We start from the raw sequence: 18,813 nt of genomic DNA, 5'->3' as shown, positions 1-18,813 counted from the left end.
GGCAGTGTACCATCACGCCCGCCGAGGACACTTGAGCGAGGCGCAACAGCCCACCGCATCGCAGCTCGCTCCAGAAGCCGCCGGACGCGCGGTCCGCTGCGTGCTCGATGCGCTGGCCGTGCTCGCCGAGGTCGACGACGTCACGACCACGCGCGCCGCGGTGCAGGCGCTGCAGCGCCGCCTCGGGCTCGCGGCCACCGGCGAGATCACGCCCGCGCTGCAGCAGCAAGCGCAGGCCGCCGCGCAAGCGGTCCACGCCGACGCCCACGCCCGGGCCGCCGCGGCCGCCGAGACCGCAGCCGCGCTTTATGACCAGATCGCCGGCGACCGCGAGCGCGAGATCGAGGCCGTGCGGGCGCGTCACCCCGGACGACCGACCAGCCTCACCGAGGAGGAGGTCGGCGCGTCGCGGCTGGCGGAGGGCCGCAGCGCCCTCGAGGCGGCCCATCACTGGCGCCGCGCGGCGCTCAGCCGCGAGCGCGCCGAGATCGATGCGCCGCGAAACTCTGGAGTGAGCAACCACCTCGTCGGCGCCACTGATTCGTCGCCGACGGCCAACGCTCGCGGCGAGGGCGGGCGCGGCGCGAGTGATTCGCTGCAGGAGGCCAAGGCTCGCGGCCAGGACGGCCAGGCGACGGAGCGCCGCGAGGGTGCGAGTGATTCGCCGCAGCACGCCGCCGAGGGAGCAGCAAGCCGTGCACGACTGCCTGGCAGCGAGGCGGTCGTGGGCTCCGGGCCGCATTCCGACGAGGGGGCCGCGACGGGGCCCGCGGGGGTCGAGCAGGCGCAGGTGTTCGCGGCGCGGGCTCGGGCGCGGGCGTGGCGGGCTGCGGAGGCGGCTGGTCCTTGGTTCAGGTCGGCGGCGGCCGGTCACCTCGCCGCCGGCGATCGTTTGCAGGGGTCGCGCGCGCTCGAGGGGGCGCTCAAGGCCGCGGCGCTGGTGGCCGAGGCCACCGCGCCGACCGAGCCATGGCCTTCGAGCCATGTCCCTGAAAACATGTCCGAAAAACCAGAATGAGGCCCGCGCCCCGCTCGCCGAGGCGGCCTCGACGGCGTGCGCGCGCTCGCGCCGCCGGCCTGCAAAGGCCGCGGGAGCAGCCGTCCGCGACGGTGTAAATACGGACGTTGCCCGTGAAACTGAACGGTCCCGGCGCGTGCCGGGTCACGGTGGGAGGGGGCAGGCGGAGGTAGGAAGTCGCCGGTTTTCTGGCATATCATGCCGCCGATGCAGCACCTCCTCTCTCGGCGCGTCGGGCCGGCGTCGTCGGCCGCGTTCGCGGCGCTTCTCGGCTGTTCGGCGGTCTCGAGCGTCGACTACGCGCCCTGCTCGAGCAGCGCCGACTGCCGCAGCGCCTTCGGCCTCGGGTACGCGTGCGGGGAGCAGGAGCTGTGCGAGAAGTCGGAGGGGTTCGAGCGCTGCGAGGAGGTGTTCCCGGTCGACCTGCTCGAGGCGCCGGAGAAGTACCGCGACGCGATCGTGTTCGGCTCGCTGTTCGACCACACCGAGAGCACGGGCGACCGGGTCCTCGTCAACGCGGCGACGCTGGCGGTGATGGAGGCCAACATGAGCGGCCTCGGCGATCGCAGCTTCGCCATCGTCCACTGCGACTACCAGCAGAACGCGAAGATCGACGACCTCTCGTCCGAGGAGGCCGCGGTCGAGGCCGCCAAGTACCTGGTCGACCAGCTCGGCACCCCGGCGATCGTCGGCCCCGGCACCTCCGGCCTGGCCGAGGCCGTCTACAAGGAGCTGGCCAAGTCGGAGCACGCCCAGCGGACCCTGATCGTCTCGCCGTCGGCGACCAGCCCCAGCCTCACCAGCATCGACACCGACAAGCCGGGGCTGTTCTGGCGCACCGCCCCGCCGGACTCGGTGCTGGGCGCCAAGCTGGCCCAGTACATGGAGGACGAGGTCATCACCAACGCCGTCGTCGTCTACGAGGGCAACACCTACGGCAAGGGCCTGGCGATCGAGCTGCAGAAGAACTTCGAGGACAAGATCGAGCTCGACGAGTACCAGGATCCGAGCCAGATCCCGACGAAGGTGGTCGAGATCGCCAACGGCGCCGGGACGCCCGACAACTTCGCCATCGTCTTCATCGCCTCCGACGTCGCCCAGGTGACCAGCTTCCTCAATGCGGCGGCCGCCAACCCGTTCTACGCCGACCCCGAGGTCAAGCTGTTCTTCGGCGACACCGCCTACAACGGCGATGTCATCAAGCAGACGCAGCTCAAGGCGGCCGCGCTGTACCCCAACGTCCGCGGCGTGTTCCCCGGCGAGCCGACGGCGCGCCAGGTCTTCAAGTTCTTCAACACCACCTACAACGCGACCTTCCCCGAGCTGGCGACGGACGCGTCGTACTCGTCGCACACCTACGACGCGACGTGGCTGGCCATCTACGGCGCAGCCTGGTCGTACTTCCAGAACGACCAGAAGATCGAGGGCCCGGCGATGGCCGAGGGGCTGACGAAGATCAGCGCCGGCGAGACCTACGACATCGTGTCGACGACCTGGAACGGCATCAAGACCGCATTCAAGGCCAAGCGCAGCATCAACGTCAGCGGCGCCTCCGGCGAGCTGGACTACGACCCGATGACGGAGGAGACGACGGCGCCGGTGATCCGCTGGACGATCGTCTCCGACGGGGGCGGCGGCTTTCGGTTCGACACGGCGATGGAGGAGATGTGAGCCAGGCGGCGAGACTGTCCGCAATCGCTGGCTCCATCGCCTCCGGCGTACGGTTCAGGACGGCTCGGCCGAGGTCGGCGGCCGCGGGCGGATTTTTTGCGGCGGGCTCGCCGACTTGGTTTCCTCGTGTAGGCTGAAGGGCGCCGGGAGCTGAAGGTGGCAGGTATCGAGACTCCGAAGACGATGGTCCGAACGTCGGCCGCCGGCATCGCCACGTCCATCAGCGACTCCGGGGACGCCGGACGCGGTTCCGGCATGGGCGCCGACCTCGTCGGGACGCTGCTCCTCGGCCGCTACCAGGTGCTCGAGCGCATCGGCGACGGCGGCATGGGTGCGGTGTACCTCGCCGAGCACACCACGATCCTCAAGAAGTTCGCGATCAAGGTGCTGAGCGCCCAGCTGTCGCTGCGCGAGGACCACGTCGACCGCTTCATGCGCGAGGCCCGGTCGGCCTCGATGATCAACCACCCCAATGTGGTCGAGATCACGGACTTCGGGAAGACGCCCGACGGCCAGCCGTTCTTCGTGATGGAGTACCTGCAGGGCAAGGACCTGGCGCAGGTGCTCGGCGAGGGCGCGATGGCGTGGAAGCGGGCGCGGCCGATCCTGCTGCAGGTCTGCAGCGCGCTGCAGGCGGCCCACGAGCAGGGCATCGTGCACCGCGACATCAAGCCGGGCAACATCCTGCTGGTCAAGCGCGGCAGCACCGTCGACCACGTCAAGGTGCTCGACTTCGGCATCGCCAAGGTCCTCAACCACGAGCCCGACGCCAAGGGCCTGACCCAGAGCGGCGTGGTCGTCGGCACCCCCGAGTACATGTCCCCCGAGCAAGGGTGGGGCCAGTCGGTCGACCACCGCGGCGACATCTACGCCCTCGGCGTCCTGCTCTACGAGCTGCTCACCAGCAAGATCCCGTTCTCCGGCGCCACCATGATGGAGGTGCTCAACCGCCACATGTTCGAGGTGCCCGACATCCGCCACCCGAACATCCCCGAGGAGGTCGGCGCGATCATCCTCAAGGCGATGCAGAAGGACCGCAGCCTGCGGTTCCAGTCGATGAACGAGATGGCCGCCGCGGTCGAGGCCGTCGGCACCGGCGCGAGCCCGGTCACCGTCGTCGACGAGGAGATCAAGACCCCCTGGGGCCCCGTCACCGCCCGCTTCAACGCGGTGCCCGCGGCGCAGCAGCGCAGCTGGGTGTGGCTCAGCGTGCTGTCGGCGGTGGTGGCCGTCGGCGCGGTCGTCTACGCGATGGTGCCGGTCGACGGCGGCCAGCTCCCGCCAGCCCCCGTGGCCGCGCCGGTGATCGTCCCGCCGACCCCGGCGCCGACGCCGGTGGTCGAACAGAAGGTCGTCGCGCCGGAGGCCGAGCGCGTCCGCTTCAAGATCACGACCCCCGGCGTACAGGCGCAGATCCTGGCCGCCGAGGACCAGGGCCAGCTCGGCGTGACGAACGACCCCGACGGCGTCGAGGTCGTGAAGTCCGAGGAGAAGATGAACCTCATCCTCCGCGCCCCCGGCTACGAGGACCAGGTGATCGACGTCGTCCCCAACCAGGACAAGACCTTCGAGCGCCAGATGGTGGTCAAGGCCGCCGCACCGACGCCGACGCCGACGCCGGCGCCGGCGCACACGCAAGCGAAGCCGAAGCCCGACAAGAAGCCGAACAAGCCCCAGGCCGAGACGAAGGTCGAGGCAGCGGCGCCCGACGAGGGCGACGAAGAGATCAAGAACCCCTTTAAAAAGTAGGGGGCGTGGTCGAAGGGACATGCCCGCGGGGGCATGTTCCCTGGGACATGTCTTCGGGAGCATGGCGCGATGGACATGCTTCGCGCCTGGGCTCGGTTCGTCGCTGTCGCTGGTCGCCCGGGCTCGCGCATCGGTATCGAGCCGGTCCACGAGCCGCAGTGGCCGGCCCACTTCGAGATTCGTGACGAGCTTGGGCCCGCACGGAGGGGCGTTCAAATCAGGCTGGAAGGCGCGCCCTGTTCAGTCGCCGTAGCACTCGCCGACACCCGAGTTCGAAGATGCCGCTCCAGACCTCGCTGAGGGTGCAGGCCAGCAGCACATGCTGCTACCACGTGAATCCGCTGATGCCGAGGAGCCAGGCGAGCGCCGCGAGTAGGAAAAAATAGCCCACGAGGCTCAGCGAAAAGAGCGGCGTGCAGATGGCCAGCTCCCAGAACGCATCGGTCGGCAGGAAGCCAAGTCGCTGCGGTGGTAGCGGTGCCTTGAGTGGCACTAATTCTGCGCACCTTCGCATTTGTCCTTGATGTAGTTGAAGACGAAACCGCCCACGGTGGTTGCGACGGTCTTGCACGTACCGAGCTTCTTGGAGAACCACCAGCAGCCGACGCCGGTCGTTCCCCCGATCGTTCCGGCGCTGATTCCGCCGGCGACATCGCATATCACCGAGCGCGGGGGCGCCGCCTCCGCGGCGTCTACCAGCGCCTGCTCGACCTCCGTCGTGGTCCAGACCTGGACGAGGCTGTTGAGAGAGAAACTGCCTCCTCGGGGTCGAGGGTTGCCAGATAATCGGTATTGAATGCTTTCCAGGTCTGTTCGGGCAGCTCGGTCCACTCGCCGCCGAAGTCGAGGATGGTAGTGTCGTCCACGAGCAGGATGACGGCCGCCTGCCCGTCGAGCTCACCATGCGCCGCGAGCCTCACGTGCCCGACGCCCGCGAGCTCGTAGTCGATATCGATGTGCACACCCTCGGAGAGGTCGACGGCGGCGGTCACCGCGTCGGTCGAGAAGTCCACGGCGCCTGGAGGCGGTCCGAAAACTCGTCCGGCGTGGCGGGCACGGGAATGGCAGCGGACGCCGCAAGGAGCGAGGCGGTGACGAAGAATTCGGTGAGCATATGTCTCGTCATGGCAAAGGCTCGGCGGACCACAAGCGGACGACAACAGGGTCGCGGCGAACGCGAGCGGTCCCGCCGAGCCGCGGTCGCTGTCTCCGCCTCTTCGCTCAGATCTGGCCGCCTTTGAGGCGCCACGCAGATACGGCGCTCCTGCATACGTGCGCGCGCGGCGATCTGCAGGCGCAGTATGGAGGGGCATGGTTCATGCCGTTGCCGTCGCGCCCTCGTTGTCGTCCCTCGCGGCCGCTCCTGCGTCCGCTGCGATCGGCGAGGACCTCTGGCTGGCCGTCAGGCGCTGACGACGAGCTCGGGGGCTTGAAGCTGCCCCGATCTCGTGGACACCCTCGATGAGTCCGGAGTAGAGAGGGTTGAAGGGCATGAGCAAGAAGAAGCGAAGAGCATTCACGCCGGAGCAGAAGGCGGAAGCGGTCAAGATCGTGAAGAATTCAGGCAAATCGGTCACGCAGGTGGCCCAAGAGATGGGCCTGACGGTGAGCGCGCTGAGGAACTGGACAAGGCAGGAAGAGATCAACCAGAGCCCGGCCCCGCGAGGACCGCTGACGACGGATGAGCGGGCCGAGCTCGTCCGGTTGCGCAAGGAATTGAAGCGGGTCGAGATGGAGCGCGATTTTTTAAAAAAAGCGGCGGCCTTCTTCGCCAGGGAGACGTGACCGTCTTCCAGGTCATCGCGGCGGAGGAGGCCAGTTTCCCGGTCAGTATGATGTGTGAGAGCCTCGAGGTCTCGCGGAGCGGCTACTATGCATGGAAGACACGTGAACCATCGGCGAGAGCGCAGGAGAACGCGGCGCTCGCCCAGGAGGTCGCGGAGATCCATGCCGCGAGCAGGCGGACCTACGGGAGCCCGCGAGTCCGCAGCGAACTACGAGGACGTGGCCGCAAGGTCAGTCGTAAGCGAGTCGCCCGGATCATGCGCGAAGAGGGGATCCAGGGCCGTCGTAGGCCGAAATTCACGAGGACGACCGACTCGAACCACAGACTCCCCGTGGCCGACAACGTCCTGGATCGCAACTTCACCGCCAGCAAGCCCGACAAGGCCTGGGTCGCCGACATCACGTACGTGTGGACCCTCGAGGGCTGGCTCTACCTCGCGGTGATCATCGACCTGTTCTCGCGCCGCGTGGTCGGCTGGTCGATGGCCGACCACATGCGCACGGAGCTGGTCCTCGGCGCGCTGAGGGCCGCTCTGGGACACCGTGAGCCGTCCGACGAGGGGCTGGTCTTCCACTCCGATCGCGGCTCCCAGTACGCCGCAGACGACTACCGCGAGGCCCTACGCCAGGCAGGCATGACGTGCAGCATGAGCCGCAAGGGCAACTGCTGGGACAACGCGGTCGCCGAGAGCTTCAACAGCACGCTGAAGACCGAGCTCGTCCACCGCACGATCTTCCTCACCCGCGAGAATGCGAGGACGACCATATCGGAGTGGATCGAAGTGTTCTATAATCGCCAGCGTCGCCACTCGTCGATCGGCTACTCGACCCCGATCGCCTACGAGGAGAGCTTCTACGCCGAGCAGGCGCAGACTCGAGCGGCATAAGCAAAGTGTCCACTTTTTCGGGGCAATCCCAGCTGATTCGTGTTGAAGGAAGGTCGGTCAGGTCTCGGTCGTCGTGCGGACGGAGGATGATGGGAGGCCAGGAACAAGTGAGTTCGCGTGAGGCAGTAGAGTTGCAGCAGCGACTGACGCCCTCGCGCCGGCCCTTGCCCGCGCAGCGGTGGGGGTTCTTGCCGACCCAGCCGTTTTGGAACCTCGCGGCGCTGACTCCCGTCTCGTTCGTCTTCTGGTTCCCCGCCGTCCTGTTCTATGACTGGTTGCGTACCCTTGGTTTGCCCTGGTGGCAAAACGGGCTCGGCTGCCTCGTCTTCATGGCGGTCTGGGCCGGCCTCGTGGAGCGGTGGAGCCGGAGATACTTCGTACGTCGCCACCGGTGCGTGCTCCGCTCGTCCGAAGTCCCATCCGAGGCGCCGGGCTCGCTCGCCCTTGCGAGCGAGCCGCAGCGAAAGCCGCCGATCGTGGCGACGGCCGAGTTCTGGGACTACGCCTTCGCGCGGTTGTTCGGCTGGGCGAAGGGCATCGCCCAGATGAGCTTCGAGTTCGTCTTCTTCATGTCGGCGTTCTATCCGTCCTGGAGAGTGGTGCTGGGGTCATTCCTGGTGGTCGTCGCCATGTCGCTCGGTCTCGGGTGGTGGCAGCGGCGGCTGCTTCGCTCGCACCTCGAAGGGGCCGGGGCGGGCAAGGCGCTCGCCGGAGGAGCGATGGCCGTCTCGAGCGGACGAGGGCCGAGCGAAGGCCTCATGGCCGCCGACCGAAATTGAGGGGAGGCGGAACGACTTTCCAGTTGCGAGAAGACGAGGACGCACGACGGCTCGCAGGCGCGAGAACGAGGAGGCGCCACGGCCGAAGAGGGACCGTCCCGTGAGGGGCGAACCGCGGCGGCGCGACCCCTCAGGGGGCAATGCGATAGCTCCTCCCGCGAAGGAGCCAGCCGGGGTAGCGATGCGAACTGCGTCACGTTTTTCGGCGTCCGCGAGTCGAGGCCGATCCAGGGCCCGAGGAGTGACATCATCTGCGGCGCGCGCTAGGCTGAACGTCATGCGCCGTCTCGGGCTCGCCGCGCTCGTCGCCACGTTCGCCTGCAACAACGGGGAAGGGCAGCAGTCGGGGTTCAGTACGAGCATCACGACGGCGCCGGTCACCAGCAGCACGAGTGGTGAGCCGCCCGTCTCCTCGACGACGTCGACCGCGAGCACGACGGGCGAGGACTCGGCGGCGGCCGGTTCGGTGGGGTCGAGCAGCTCGAGCGGCTCGGGGGGTGTGCCCGATCTCGGAGTCATTCCGGACGGGGGGGATGGTCCGCCGCCGGGGTGCAAAGGGAAGGTCGACTTCCTGTTCACGATCAGCAGCCATCCGACGATGGAGGTCAAGCAGGCTCGGCTCAAGGCGAGCTTCCCCGGCTTCATCGCCACGTTGGAGAGCGAGTTCGCGGACTTCGACTATCACATCATGTCCTCGAACACGTCCGGGTTCTGGGGCTATCCGAGCTGTGTCGGCTGCCAGGACGTGTGCGCCGAGCTGCCCGAGTATCCATGCGGCACGTCGCCGGAGCCCTGTGATTCGATCCGCGGCGCGGGCGTCACCTATCCGATCGGCGAGCACGCGAGCAACGAGCGCTGCGAGCTCGCCAGCGGTCTTCGCTACATCACCGCCGGGCAGCCCATGCTCGAGGACGCGTTCACGTGCGTCGCGTCGATGGGGATCAACGGCGCCGATGGCGTCGCCGAGACCACCGTCCTCGCGCTCTCAGACGACCTCGACGGGCCCGGCGGGTGCAACGAGGGATTTCTTCGTGATGACGCGCTGCTCGTCGTCGTCGCCATCCAGGACACCTACGACGAGGGCAGTAAGGGCACCGCGGAGGATTGGGCCGCCGCGCTGGTCGAGGCGAAGGGCGGCGACGCGGACGCGATCGTACTTCTCGTGATCTCGACCGACATCGACATGGCCGGCAGCCTGTGCGGTCCGACCATCGGAGTCGAACACGAACTTCGCACCTGGACCGAGCTCATGCCGCACTCAGTGTTCGGCTCGATCTGCGCCGAGGGGTATTCGGACTACTTCGCTGATGCCGCCGCCAAGATCACGGAGCAGTGCGAAGTGTTCGCGCCGCAATAGCCTCTACGGGTAGAGGCGCAGCGCGAACGCCCGCGGCTGCAACGCATCGAACTCGCTGCCCACGACGTACATGGAACTCCACGTGTCGAGCGCCAGGCTCGCGGCTTCGTCGGGCCCCTGGCCTGGTCCGTTGCGGATCACCTCCCACACGGGCGGACCGACCGGGCCAGGGATGGCGAAAATCCAGGAATCAGCGTCTTGCAGGGGCTTCTTCGTCGCGCCCGCGATGATGATCTTGCCCTCGCGGTCCTCGCCGATCGTGTAGCCGACCGCGTCGCTCGGCGTCGGCTCGATCCGCAGCGAGCCCGCCTCGCCCTCGGCACTGAACCAGCGAGTCAACAACAGGCGGTTGCTGAACCCGACGTCACGGGCCCATCCGGTGACGACGAACCCACCCCCCCGCAGCGGCGCCACGGCCATCGCCGCGTCCTCGTCCATCAGCTCGCCGGGCGACGTCCACTGACCCCACAAGGCGGCGTCCAGGTCGTAACGTAGCACCACGGTCCGCCGACGAAGCTTCATGTCGAGGCCCTTGGTCTCGCGTTCACCGACTACGACGACCTCGTCGCCGACGATCGCCACTCCGCGCCCGACTTCATCGCGTGTGTTGAACTTGTCGTCGTCGCTCGATGCGGCGAACGTCCGTTCGTGCACGAGCTCGGCGTCCGGGGCCGAGATCCACCAGGCCTTGAGGTCGTGCGTGCCCGGGCTGACCTCGTCCGCGCCGACGAGGATCAGCACATCGTCGACGGAGGTCATTGCGTTCACCGACGTCCCGAGCGCGCCGATCCACGTCGGCCCGTGCGGCTCGCCGAATTTTATCTCCGTCACTGCCCACCGCGTCGAGCCGCTGTCGGGGAACGTCCACGCCACGAACGTCGCTTCGTCGCCGGTGACTGCGATCGCCGGTCCGCGACCGCCGCCGATCACCGCGACTGGGCCGAGGTGGATCGGCTCGCCCTCCGGCTGTCCCTTCGTGCCGTCGATACGCACCGCCACGGCTTTGAGCCCGTCGTTCGTCTCGAGGTAACCGGCGACGTCAATGCCGTTGTCGCGGATGGCGGCGCTCGTGAAGCCGTTGATCGGCCCGGGCTTCACGTAGGGCGGCCAGACGTCGGTCCCGCCGGGCTGGACGTCGATCAAGAGTTCCTCGGCGTCCTGGCCGCTGACGCCGTCGGCCGCGTGGGCGACGGCGCGGATCGTGTGCGTGCCGTCGCCGGGGATATCGTCCGAGGTCACCTCGAACACGTGCACGGGATTCACCGGTACCGCGCCGAGCACCAGCGGCACGTCATTGTCGAAGATGTCGATCGACGCGACCGGCCGCGACGTCCAGACCGAGACCTGCACCTCGCCGACGGCGATCATCGGTGAGGGAGAATTGATCACGACCTCGACCTCGACCGGGACCGCCTTGCTGTCGTCGCCAGTCGTTCCCGTGTCGCTGTCGCTCGCGCTCCCGCTGCCGCTGACAGTCACCGGGCTGGACGTCGTCGTGCTGGCGTCGACCGTGCTCGCAGCGGTGCTCGCGTCCTCGCCCGACGAGGTCGTCGCCTCGTCGCTGGTCGAGCTGCTCGTCAGGGGCGGCAGCGCGTGACCTGCCTGCGAGACGTCATCCCAGTCGAGGGTGCAACCGGCGAGGGCGGCGGCGACGAGCGCGAGGCGGGACATGACCGTCAAGCTAGCATGCGCGATTTCGATCGTCGACGGCAGGGGTGCTGGAAGCGCCGCAGAACGAGGCTTGGTCGGCGATGGCGGTCCGCAGTGCTCGAGCGAAGGGAGAAGCCGAATGAATGGTCTGCGTTGCCTTCAGTCGACTGTGAGAGCCGAAGTCGGCGCGGGCAATCTGTTTTTCTTCTTGCTCGTCTCGATGGATGGCGATCGTCTGGGGGCGAAGAGAGGTCGCCTCGAGCACGCGCAACTACGGGTCGCTGCGCCGAAGTTCGCGCGCTCCTTTTTCTTATTGCTCATCTCGATGGATCGCGATCGTCCGAGGGCGAAGAGAGGTCGCCTCGAGCGCGCGCGACTGCTGGCGTCCGCGCCGAAGCTTGCGCGCCCCTCACGACCTCGCCGCGAGTGACTTCCGAAAGCCCGCAGCCGAGAAGCGGAAGCCCGCAGCCTAGAAGCGGAAGCCGAGCGCCAGCCCGGCGCCGCGCGGGCTGCCCCACGGCGTGAGGCGAGCCGTCTGCTCTCTCTTCTTGCGCGACGCCTTGACCGCGACGATCGCGATCACCGCGATCGCGGCGGCTCCGGCGATGGCGAAGCTGATGTCGGCTCCGAGCGCGCGCGACTTCTGGGCGTCGAGGAAGGGCTGGGCGTCGACGTCGCAGAAGGTCTGGTCGCCGACGTCGCTGCAGTGCTCGAGGGCCTTGTTGCGCTGGCCCTGGGCGCTGACGCCGAAGCCGATGCCGAGGCCGAGGCCGACGACGGCGACGCCGGTGAGGGCGGCGGCGGCCGGGCCGAACACGCGGTCCTTCTTCGGCTCGGGCGTGGGCTCGGGCTGCGTGACGGGCGGCGGCGCGACGGGCCCCGGCTCGGCCTGCTTGGCCTCCTGCTCCTGGCGCTCGCGCTCGGCCCGGGCCTTGTCCTCTTGCTCGCGCAGCCGCTGGTCGAGGTTCTGGATCCGCCGACCGAGCAGCTCGCGCTCCTTCTCCGGCGCGAAGGCCCGGTACTGGTCGAGGTACTTGCGGGCGTTGGCGAAGTCGCCGAGCTTTTCGTAGGAGTTGCCGATGTTGTAGAGAATCTCGGGCAGCTTCGACAGCTCGTAGCTCTCCTGGAACGCCAGGATCGCGGCCTCGTACGAGCCCTCCTTGAACAGCTGGCGGCCGTTGAGGAACAGCTCCTCGGCCCGCTTCAGCTTGGCGTCGTCGGCCGTGGCGGCCGGCGCGGTCGCGCTGCTGCTGGTCTCGGCCGCCGGCTTCGTGGTCGGAGAGGCGGGCGCGACCATTGCCACGCTGACGAGGGCGGACACCAGGAGCTGCATCGACATGTGGGGGCCCCGATGATAGAGGCGCTAAGCCGCGCTTGGCAAGCCGGACGCCCGCTTGCGCCGCAAGAACGGGGTGATCGCGGCGGCCAGCGAGTCCTGCTGCTCGCGGCTCAGGTGGCGAAAGCCGCGGATGGTGCCGAAGCACCGCTGGGCGCCGCAGCGGCACTCGAACGCCGCGGCCATGTCCCACTCGGAGGTCAGATAATTGAAGGTGACCTCGTCGCCTGATGCGAGCGGCCGCACGGCCACGAAGCACAGCCGCTCGGCGTCGAGGGCGGCGTTCGGCTCGCAGGCATGGTTGAGGAAGTCGTCGATCTCGCCGGTGCCGGCCTGGTGGCGGTCGTCGTCGAGCTGGATCGTGTACTGCCCGGCCTCGGCGACGAACACGTGCGCCACTGCGATCAGCAGCTCGCCGGCCGCGATCGCCTCGGTCGCGAACACCCCGCGCCCGAGGTCCGTCGTCCGCAGCTCGATCTTCGGCGACGCGACCGACCGCGGCCGCGAGGCCTCACGGTTCTCCCATTCCTTTGTCATGTCCCGCCTCCCGTCCCCGCGCGCCGCGAGGACGCGGCGCGTCATGCCATGGTGACCGGATGTACCCGGCTGCGGACCACCGAGTCGAATTCGTGGCTGAGCCGCGGGTCGCTCTGGATCAGCTCGAGGAACTGGCGGCGCTGCAGGGTCAGCAGGATGCACGGGGTCAGCGTGCGGATGGTCGCGTTGCGCGGGGCGTCGCGCAGCAGCGCGACCTCGCCGAAGTAATCGCCCTCCTGCAGCGTGGCGATCTGCTTGTCGGTGCCGTCCTCCTGGCGCTTGAGCACCGCGACCTTGCCGCGGGCGACGATGTAGAACTTCTCCACCGTCGTGTCGCCCTCGAGGATGACCGGGCGGCCCTCGGTGAAGCGCTCGCTGAGGAAGGTGCGGGCGACCGCGGCGAGCATCGTATCGGACAGGGTGCTGAGGATCGGGATCGCCCGCAGACGATCGGGCTCGACCTCGGCGCGCGTGCCGTCCTCGCTCACGACCAGGCCCTGCTGCTTGTTCCACAGCCGGCGGTACAGGCCGTCGACCGCGAGCAGCTCGCGCTGGTTGCCCTGCTCGACCAGGCGGCCCTTGTCGAACACGAGGATCAGGTCGGCGAGGCGCGTCGAGGCCAGGCGATGGGTCACGCCGATCACGGTGCGGTCGCGGCCGAGCCGCTCGAGAGTGCCGTTGATCGCCGCCTCCGTGGTCGGGTCGAGCGCCGACGTCGCCTCGTCGAGCAGCAAGATCTGGGGATTGCGGAGGATCGCCCGGGCGATCGCCACGCGCTGACGTTGACCGCCGGACAGCCGGCTGCCGCGCTCGCCGACGATGGTGTTGTAGCCCTCGGGCAGGCCGGCGATGAGGTCGTGGATCTCGGCCGCGCGCGCGGCCATCTCGACCTCCTCGTCGGTGGCGTTCAGCCGGCCCATGCGGATGTTCTCGCGGACCGTCGTGTTGAACAGGAAGCTGTCCTGGAACACGATGCCGAGCTGGCCGCGCAGCGAGTCGAACGAGGCGGCGCGGATGTCGGAGCCGTCGAACGCGACCACGCCGCGGTCGGGGTCGTAGAAGCGGGCGAGCAGGCCGAGCACGGTGCTCTTGCCCGAGCCGCTGGCGCCGACGATCGCCACCGTGATGCCGCGGGGGATCTTCAGGCTCACGCGGTCGAGGTTCTTGTCCTCGCCGGTATACGAGAACGACACGTCCTGGAAGGTGATCGCCTCGCGCAGCGGCGAGAGGGCGGTGGCGCCGGGCTTCTCCTGCACCTGCGGGCGCGCGCTCAGCAGCTCTTGAATGCGCTTGATCCCGCCGGCGGCCATCAGCAGCGGCGGCATCACCCGCGTCAGCGCGGTGACGTAGGTGCTGAGGTAGCCGAGCAGGATGTTGAACGCGACCAGCGAGCCGAGCGACAGCTCGCCCTGGAAGGTCTTGAGCGCGCCGAACCCGAACACGGTGATCTGCAGCAGCAGGAAGGTGAGGTTGGGGGTGCGCTCGACCAGGTAGGTGCTGAGGTTGAAGCGCACGCCGATGCGGTAGAGCGAGCGCAGCTTGTAGCGGAACCGGTTGGTCTGCTCGGGCTCGAGCTGGAAGGCGCGCACGACCGCGTGGGCGCCGAGGTTCTCCTGCACCGTGCTGGCGATCTGGGCCTCCTCGTGGCGCACGAGGTAGCTGTCGCGCTCGGCCCGGGGGCCCAGCACCTGCGGGCCGAGCGTCGCCAGCGGCAGGCCGATCAGCGTGATGAGGGCGAGCTGCCACGAGAAGATGAACAGCAGGGTGGCGATCGTGGTGACGCCGAGGATGCCGAGGATCGTCTCGGGGATGGCGAGGATGACCGCGTTCTGCACGGCGCCGAGGTCGGTCGAGAAGCGGGCGAGGATGTCGCCGACCTGCATGCGCGTGTAGAAGTTGTGCGACAGCCGCTGCAGGTGCTCGAACATCCGCAGGCGCAGGTCGTTCATCACCGCGGTGCCGAGGCGGGCGTAGAGGTAGTCGCGCATCACCGCGACGCCGGCGGCGACGACCACGGCGACCAGCAGGGCGACGAGGATGCTGTAGAGCAGCGCCTCGTCGTGCTTGGCGATCGCCTCGTCGATGACGTACTGAAAGCTGAGGCTGAACAGGACGTTGAACGCGAGGTCGATCAGCAGCCCCGCCAGGAGCAGCGACACCTCGAGGCGGTAGGGCCGGAGGTATTCGAGCAGGTGGCGCAGGGCGCTGAACATGGGGCGCGAATTCGGGCGGGCGGCCGCGGCCGGACCCGCATGGTCGCCCACCGGCGCTTGCACGTGCAAGCTGCGGCGCGGCCCGAGGTCGCCCGTCGGCGTTGACGGCCCCCGCGGCCTGTCGTACTGCTCGCGCCACCCATGCGCGACGAAGAGCGACCTCTGTGGCCCGGACGCGCGGCGCCGGCGGCGAGCGCCGAGCGTGCGCGTCGCTTCGGCATGGACGCCCGCCCGCTCGGACGCACCGGCCTCCACGTCGCGCCCGTCGGCTTCGGCGCCTACCGCGTGCACGTCGAGTCGGGGCTGCACCGTCAGGCCTTCGAGGAGGCCGTGCGCGCCGGCGTCAACCTCGTCGACACCAGCGCCAACTACGGCGACGGCGGCAGCGAGATCCTCATCGGTCAGGTCCTGCGCGAGCTGTTCGAGGGGCGCGTCGCCGGCCGCGAAGACGTCGTCGTCGTCACCAAGGCCGGGTACCTGCAGGGCACCGCGCTCGAGCTCGCCCACGAGCGCCAGCCGCCGTACCCGGACCTCGTCCGCTACCAGGACAGCTGCTGGCACTGCCTGCACCCCGAGTTCCTCGCCGACCAGCTGGCGCTCAGCCGCCAGCGCCTCGGGCTGCAGACCATCGACGTGTTCCTGCTGCACAACCCCGAGTACTTCTTCATCGACCGCGAGAACCGCGCCGGCGAGGTCACCGCCGAGGACCGCGAGGAGTTCGACCGCCGCCTGCGCGAGGCCTTCGGGTTCCTCGAGCAGGCCGTGCTGCGCGGCGAGATCGCCTGGTACGGGGTGTCGTCGAACTCCTTCGTCGACCCGCCGGACAGCGGCCAGTACGTCTCGCTCGGCCGCGCGCTGGCGCTCGCGCGCGAGGTGGGTGGGGCGCTGCACCACTTCGCGGTCGCCGAGCTGCCGCTCAACCTCTACGAGCTCGGCGGGCTGACCGAGACCCAGCCCGACGGGTCGCCGTCGCCGCTGGCGCTGGCCCGCCGCGAGGGCCTGGCGCTGCTCGTCAACCGCCCGCTCAACGCGTTCGTCGACGAGGGCGAGGGCCCGCACATGATCCGCCTGGCCGATGCGCCAGGTCCCAAAGACCAGCCGAGAGATCCGCTGCCGATCCTGCGGGCGCTGCAGCGGCTCGAGGGCGAGTGGTCGCAGGGCCTGGGCGCGCGCCTGGCCGCCGAGTACGGCGACGGCATCCGCGACCTGCTGCGCTGGGGCAGCGAGCTGCAGTCCGGGCTCGGGCAGATCCGCGACCTCGGGCACTGGCTGCACCTGCGCAACAACGTGATCTCGGCCCACTGCGCGCAGATCGAGGCCAGCCTGACGAGCGACCTCGACGCGGCGCTGCTGCCCGAGTTCCGCGCGTTCTGGGACGACTACGGGCAGCAGATGCTGGCCGCGCTCGACGCCATCGAGGACGACTTCCGCGCCCGCGCGCAGGCCCTCACCGACGCGATCGGCGACCGCCTCGCCGGCGCGACCCCGGCCGCGTGGCGCGGGCTGCCGCTGTCGCGCCGGGCCGTGCTCACGCTGCTGGCGCTGCCGGTCACGTGCGTGCTGGTCGGCATGCGCCGCCCGGCCTACGTGCACGACATGGCGTCGCTCGGGATGGTCCGGCCGAAGCCGGGCGTCGGCCCCGGCAAGGTCGACGCCGACGCGCTGGTGGCCGCGTTCCGCCGCCGCGCGCAGCACTGATTTCGGGTTACGAACGCGCGCACTTGCGAGCGCCGCGCGCCGGGGCCTACACTTCCGCCGGGTCGTCGTTCGATGCGGATTCATCGGCTGCAGCTCGAGAACTTCCGCGGCTTCGCGGCGCTCGAGCTCGATCTGTCGCACGGCCGCACGACCGCGCTGGTGGGGGTCAACGGGTCCGGCAAGACGTCGGTGCTCGACGCGGTGGCCTACCTGCTGGCGCTCGCGGTGGCCCGCACCGGCCTCGGCGACGACGCGACGCGCCTGACCCTGGCCGACGTGCGCGCCGGCGCCGAGCGCTGCGTGGTCCACGGCGAGTTCGTGTGGACGCCGCCGCCGGCCGCCGCGAAGGACGAGCTGTTCGCCGACCTCGAGCAGGGCGAGGCCTCGTTCGTGCTGCGCCACGAGCTCGCGCACCGCTGGGACCGCTGGACCCACGCGCAGCCGGACACGCCGCAGACCGCGAGCTGGGCCGCGCGCTGGCACGACGCGCTGGCCCGCGGGGTCGTGCTCGACGCGCCGATGCTGGCGACCTACTCGCACGAGCGCTACGTCGAGGCCGAGGAGGACGTGGCCCGCGGCGAGCTGCCGTCGGGCCCGGCCAGCCTCTACGCCGACCACGGCTGGTCGCGCGGGGCCCGGCGCGAGGACTTCTTGCGGTGGTTCTTGCTGCGCGAGGACCTCGAGAACGAGCTCATCCGCGAGCGCCGCGACCACGTCGATCCGCAGCTGACCGCGGTGCGGCGGGCGATCCTCTCGTTCTTGCCCGACTGGACCGACCTGCGGTTCCGTCGCCGGCCCACGCGCGAGCCCGGCGCGGCCCACATCGACTTCGTGGTCGGCCGCCGCCCCGCGCTGATCCTGCGCAAGGGCGGCACGCAGCTGGCGTTCTCGCAGCTGTCCGGCGGCGAGCAGGGCCTGCTGGTGCTGGTCGGGGACATCGCCCGCCGGCTGGCGATCACCCACCCGAACCTCGCCGACCCGCTGCAGGGCCGCGGCATCGTCCTCATCGACGAGGTCGAGCTGCACCTGCACCCGCAGTGGCAGCGCACGCTGATCCCCGACCTCGAGCGCACCTTCCCCAACCTGCAGTTCATCGTCACCACCCACTCGCCGCAGGTGCTGTCGCTGGTGCCGCGCGAGCAGGTCAAGCTGCTGCGCGACTTCCGGCTGGTCGACGAGCCGCCGCACACTCTCGGTCGCGACAGCAACGCGATCCTCTACGAGGTGATGGGCGTCGATACGTACCCGCCTTTCTCGGCCGCCAAGGTCCGCGCGGTCGCCCGGCTGATCGACGAGGAGCGCTGGTCCGAGGCCCGCGCGGCGCTTGCGGGGCTGATCGAAGACTTCGGCCCGCACGACGCCGAGGTGGTCCGCCTGGGCAGCATGATGGCGTTCCTCGCCGAGGACGACGACGAGGCCGGGGGATGAAGAACATCCAGAAAGGCCGCGAGCCGGCGGCGCTGACCCAGCACCGCCAGGCCGGCGGCAGCTTCGAAGATCCGGGCCCCTGGAAGCAGGAGCTGCGGCGCGCCCTGCTGCGCGAGCAGGGCGCGCTCTGTTGCTACTGCATGAACCGCATCGAGCTCGAGTCGCTGCGCATCGAGCACCTGCGGCCGCAGCACGAGCACCGCGGGCAGCAGCTGACGCACCGCAACCTGCTGGCGGCCTGTCCCGGAGGACAGGACAACCCGACGCACGAGCAACGCGACATCCGCCACTGCGACGTGCGCAAGGGGGCGAGCCCGCTGGCGCTCGACCCGGTGGCCGGGGTCGAGCACCGCGTGCGCTACGGCTTCGTCGAGGGCCGGATCGTCGGCGCCGACCCCGAGGCCGACCGCGACCTCGACCAGGTGCTCGGCCTCAACGCGCCGCACCTCCGCCAGCTGCGCCGCCGCGTGGTCGAGGGCCTCATCGCCCGCCTGCGCAAGAAGTACAGCGACAAGACCTGGTCTCGCGCGGCGCTCGAGCGGGAGATCGCGCGCTGGTCGAGCCGCGACGGCCACGAGTTCCGCCCGTTCTGCCAGGTCGCGGTCGAGTTCCTGCGCAAGCAGCTGCCGAAGGCCCGGACATGACGAGGGCGGTTGCGCCGGCCGAATTGTCGCGCATGCAAGCACCCGAGGCGGCGACATGACG

Annotated in this window: 15 protein-coding genes; 9 read left to right on the top strand and 6 right to left on the bottom strand. The window is 69.5% G+C overall.

Annotated elements, in window-relative coordinates; genetic code table 11:
* Positions 1-100: 100 nt before the first annotated feature.
* The 3 genes from OV090_RS18010 to OV090_RS18000 all read left to right on the top strand — a co-directional run bounded on the left by OV090_RS18010 (position 101) and on the right by OV090_RS18000 (position 4,438).
* Positions 101-1,018, top strand: coding sequence for a hypothetical protein (locus OV090_RS18010; RefSeq protein ID WP_267704954.1), 918 nt, complete (start codon positions 101-103; stop codon positions 1,016-1,018).
* Positions 1,019-1,225: 207 nt separating this feature from the next.
* Positions 1,226-2,689, top strand: a complete 1,464-nt coding sequence (locus tag OV090_RS18005) for an ABC transporter substrate-binding protein (RefSeq protein ID WP_267704953.1) — start codon at positions 1,226-1,228, stop codon at positions 2,687-2,689.
* Positions 2,690-2,872: 183 nt separating this feature from the next.
* Positions 2,873-4,438: a serine/threonine-protein kinase gene (locus tag OV090_RS18000; RefSeq protein ID WP_267704952.1), complete on the top strand. Its 1,566-nt coding sequence runs from the start codon at positions 2,873-2,875 to the stop codon at positions 4,436-4,438.
* A 325-nt stretch (positions 4,439-4,763) separates the two neighbouring features.
* Here OV090_RS18000 and OV090_RS17995 read toward each other — a convergent pair whose 3' ends face one another.
* Together OV090_RS17995 and OV090_RS17990 are read right to left on the bottom strand one after the other, a co-directional pair.
* Positions 4,764-4,931 carry a hypothetical protein gene (locus OV090_RS17995; protein ID WP_267704951.1) on the bottom strand — a complete coding sequence of 56 codons (168 nt, stop codon included), beginning with the start codon at positions 4,929-4,931 and terminating at the stop codon, positions 4,764-4,766.
* A gap of 199 nt (positions 4,932-5,130) precedes the next feature.
* On the bottom strand, positions 5,131-5,451 hold the full coding sequence (locus tag OV090_RS17990) for a hypothetical protein (RefSeq protein ID WP_267704950.1): 321 nt from the start codon (positions 5,449-5,451) through the stop codon (positions 5,131-5,133).
* Between the two features lie 478 nt (positions 5,452-5,929).
* Between OV090_RS17990 and OV090_RS17985 the strand changes: the two genes are divergently transcribed.
* From OV090_RS17985 to OV090_RS17975, 3 genes are all read left to right on the top strand, one after another.
* Positions 5,930-7,110 (top strand): IS3 family transposase gene (locus OV090_RS17985; RefSeq protein WP_267704949.1). Its coding sequence is split into 2 segments (ribosomal slippage): positions 5,930-6,185 and positions 6,185-7,110, totalling 1,182 coding nucleotides; the frame shifts between segments, so codons are not numbered across the junction.
* Positions 7,111-7,298: 188 nt separating this feature from the next.
* A complete protein-coding gene (locus OV090_RS17980; protein ID WP_267704948.1) occupies positions 7,299-7,889 on the top strand; it encodes a hypothetical protein in 591 nt (196 codons plus the stop codon).
* A gap of 277 nt (positions 7,890-8,166) precedes the next feature.
* Positions 8,167-9,246: a hypothetical protein gene (locus OV090_RS17975; RefSeq protein ID WP_267704947.1), complete on the top strand. Its 1,080-nt coding sequence runs from the start codon at positions 8,167-8,169 to the stop codon at positions 9,244-9,246.
* Positions 9,247-9,249: 3 nt separating this feature from the next.
* On the opposite strand, the gene OV090_RS17970 is transcribed toward OV090_RS17975, so the two are convergent.
* The 4 genes from OV090_RS17970 to OV090_RS17955 all read right to left on the bottom strand — a co-directional run bounded on the left by OV090_RS17970 (position 9,250) and on the right by OV090_RS17955 (position 14,982).
* Positions 9,250-10,917: a hypothetical protein gene (locus OV090_RS17970; protein WP_267704945.1), complete on the bottom strand. Its 1,668-nt coding sequence runs from the start codon at positions 10,915-10,917 to the stop codon at positions 9,250-9,252.
* A 448-nt stretch (positions 10,918-11,365) separates the two neighbouring features.
* Entirely contained in the window at positions 11,366-12,235 is an 870-nt protein-coding gene (locus OV090_RS17965; protein ID WP_267704942.1) for a tetratricopeptide repeat protein, read from the bottom strand.
* Between the two features lie 24 nt (positions 12,236-12,259).
* Positions 12,260-12,769 (bottom strand): SET domain-containing methyltransferase, encoded by a 510-nt coding sequence (locus tag OV090_RS17960; protein WP_267704940.1) that lies wholly within the window; start codon positions 12,767-12,769, stop codon positions 12,260-12,262.
* 41 nt (positions 12,770-12,810) lie between these two features.
* On the bottom strand, positions 12,811-14,982 hold the full coding sequence (locus tag OV090_RS17955) for an ABC transporter transmembrane domain-containing protein (RefSeq protein WP_267704938.1): 2,172 nt from the start codon (positions 14,980-14,982) through the stop codon (positions 12,811-12,813).
* Between the two features lie 219 nt (positions 14,983-15,201).
* On the opposite strand from OV090_RS17955, the gene OV090_RS17950 reads away from it, so the two are divergent.
* From OV090_RS17950 to OV090_RS17940, 3 genes are all read left to right on the top strand, one after another.
* Positions 15,202-16,680 (top strand): aldo/keto reductase, encoded by a 1,479-nt coding sequence (locus OV090_RS17950; RefSeq protein WP_267704937.1) that lies wholly within the window; start codon positions 15,202-15,204, stop codon positions 16,678-16,680.
* Between the two features lie 72 nt (positions 16,681-16,752).
* A complete protein-coding gene (locus OV090_RS17945; RefSeq protein WP_267704936.1) occupies positions 16,753-18,108 on the top strand; it encodes an AAA family ATPase in 1,356 nt (451 codons plus the stop codon).
* Complete coding sequence (locus tag OV090_RS17940) at positions 18,105-18,752, top strand: retron system putative HNH endonuclease (RefSeq protein WP_267704935.1); 648 nt, start codon at positions 18,105-18,107, stop codon at positions 18,750-18,752. The genes OV090_RS17945 and OV090_RS17940 overlap by 4 nt, the downstream gene beginning before the upstream one ends.
* Positions 18,753-18,813: the final 61 nt, after the last annotated feature.

The organism is Nannocystis sp. RBIL2 (assembly GCF_026626745.1).
Taxonomy (GTDB): Bacteria; Myxococcota_A; Polyangia; order Nannocystales; family Nannocystaceae; genus Nannocystis.
The sequence above is the reverse complement of the archived record's forward strand: the minus strand, read 5'-3'. Positions and strand labels throughout refer to the sequence as shown.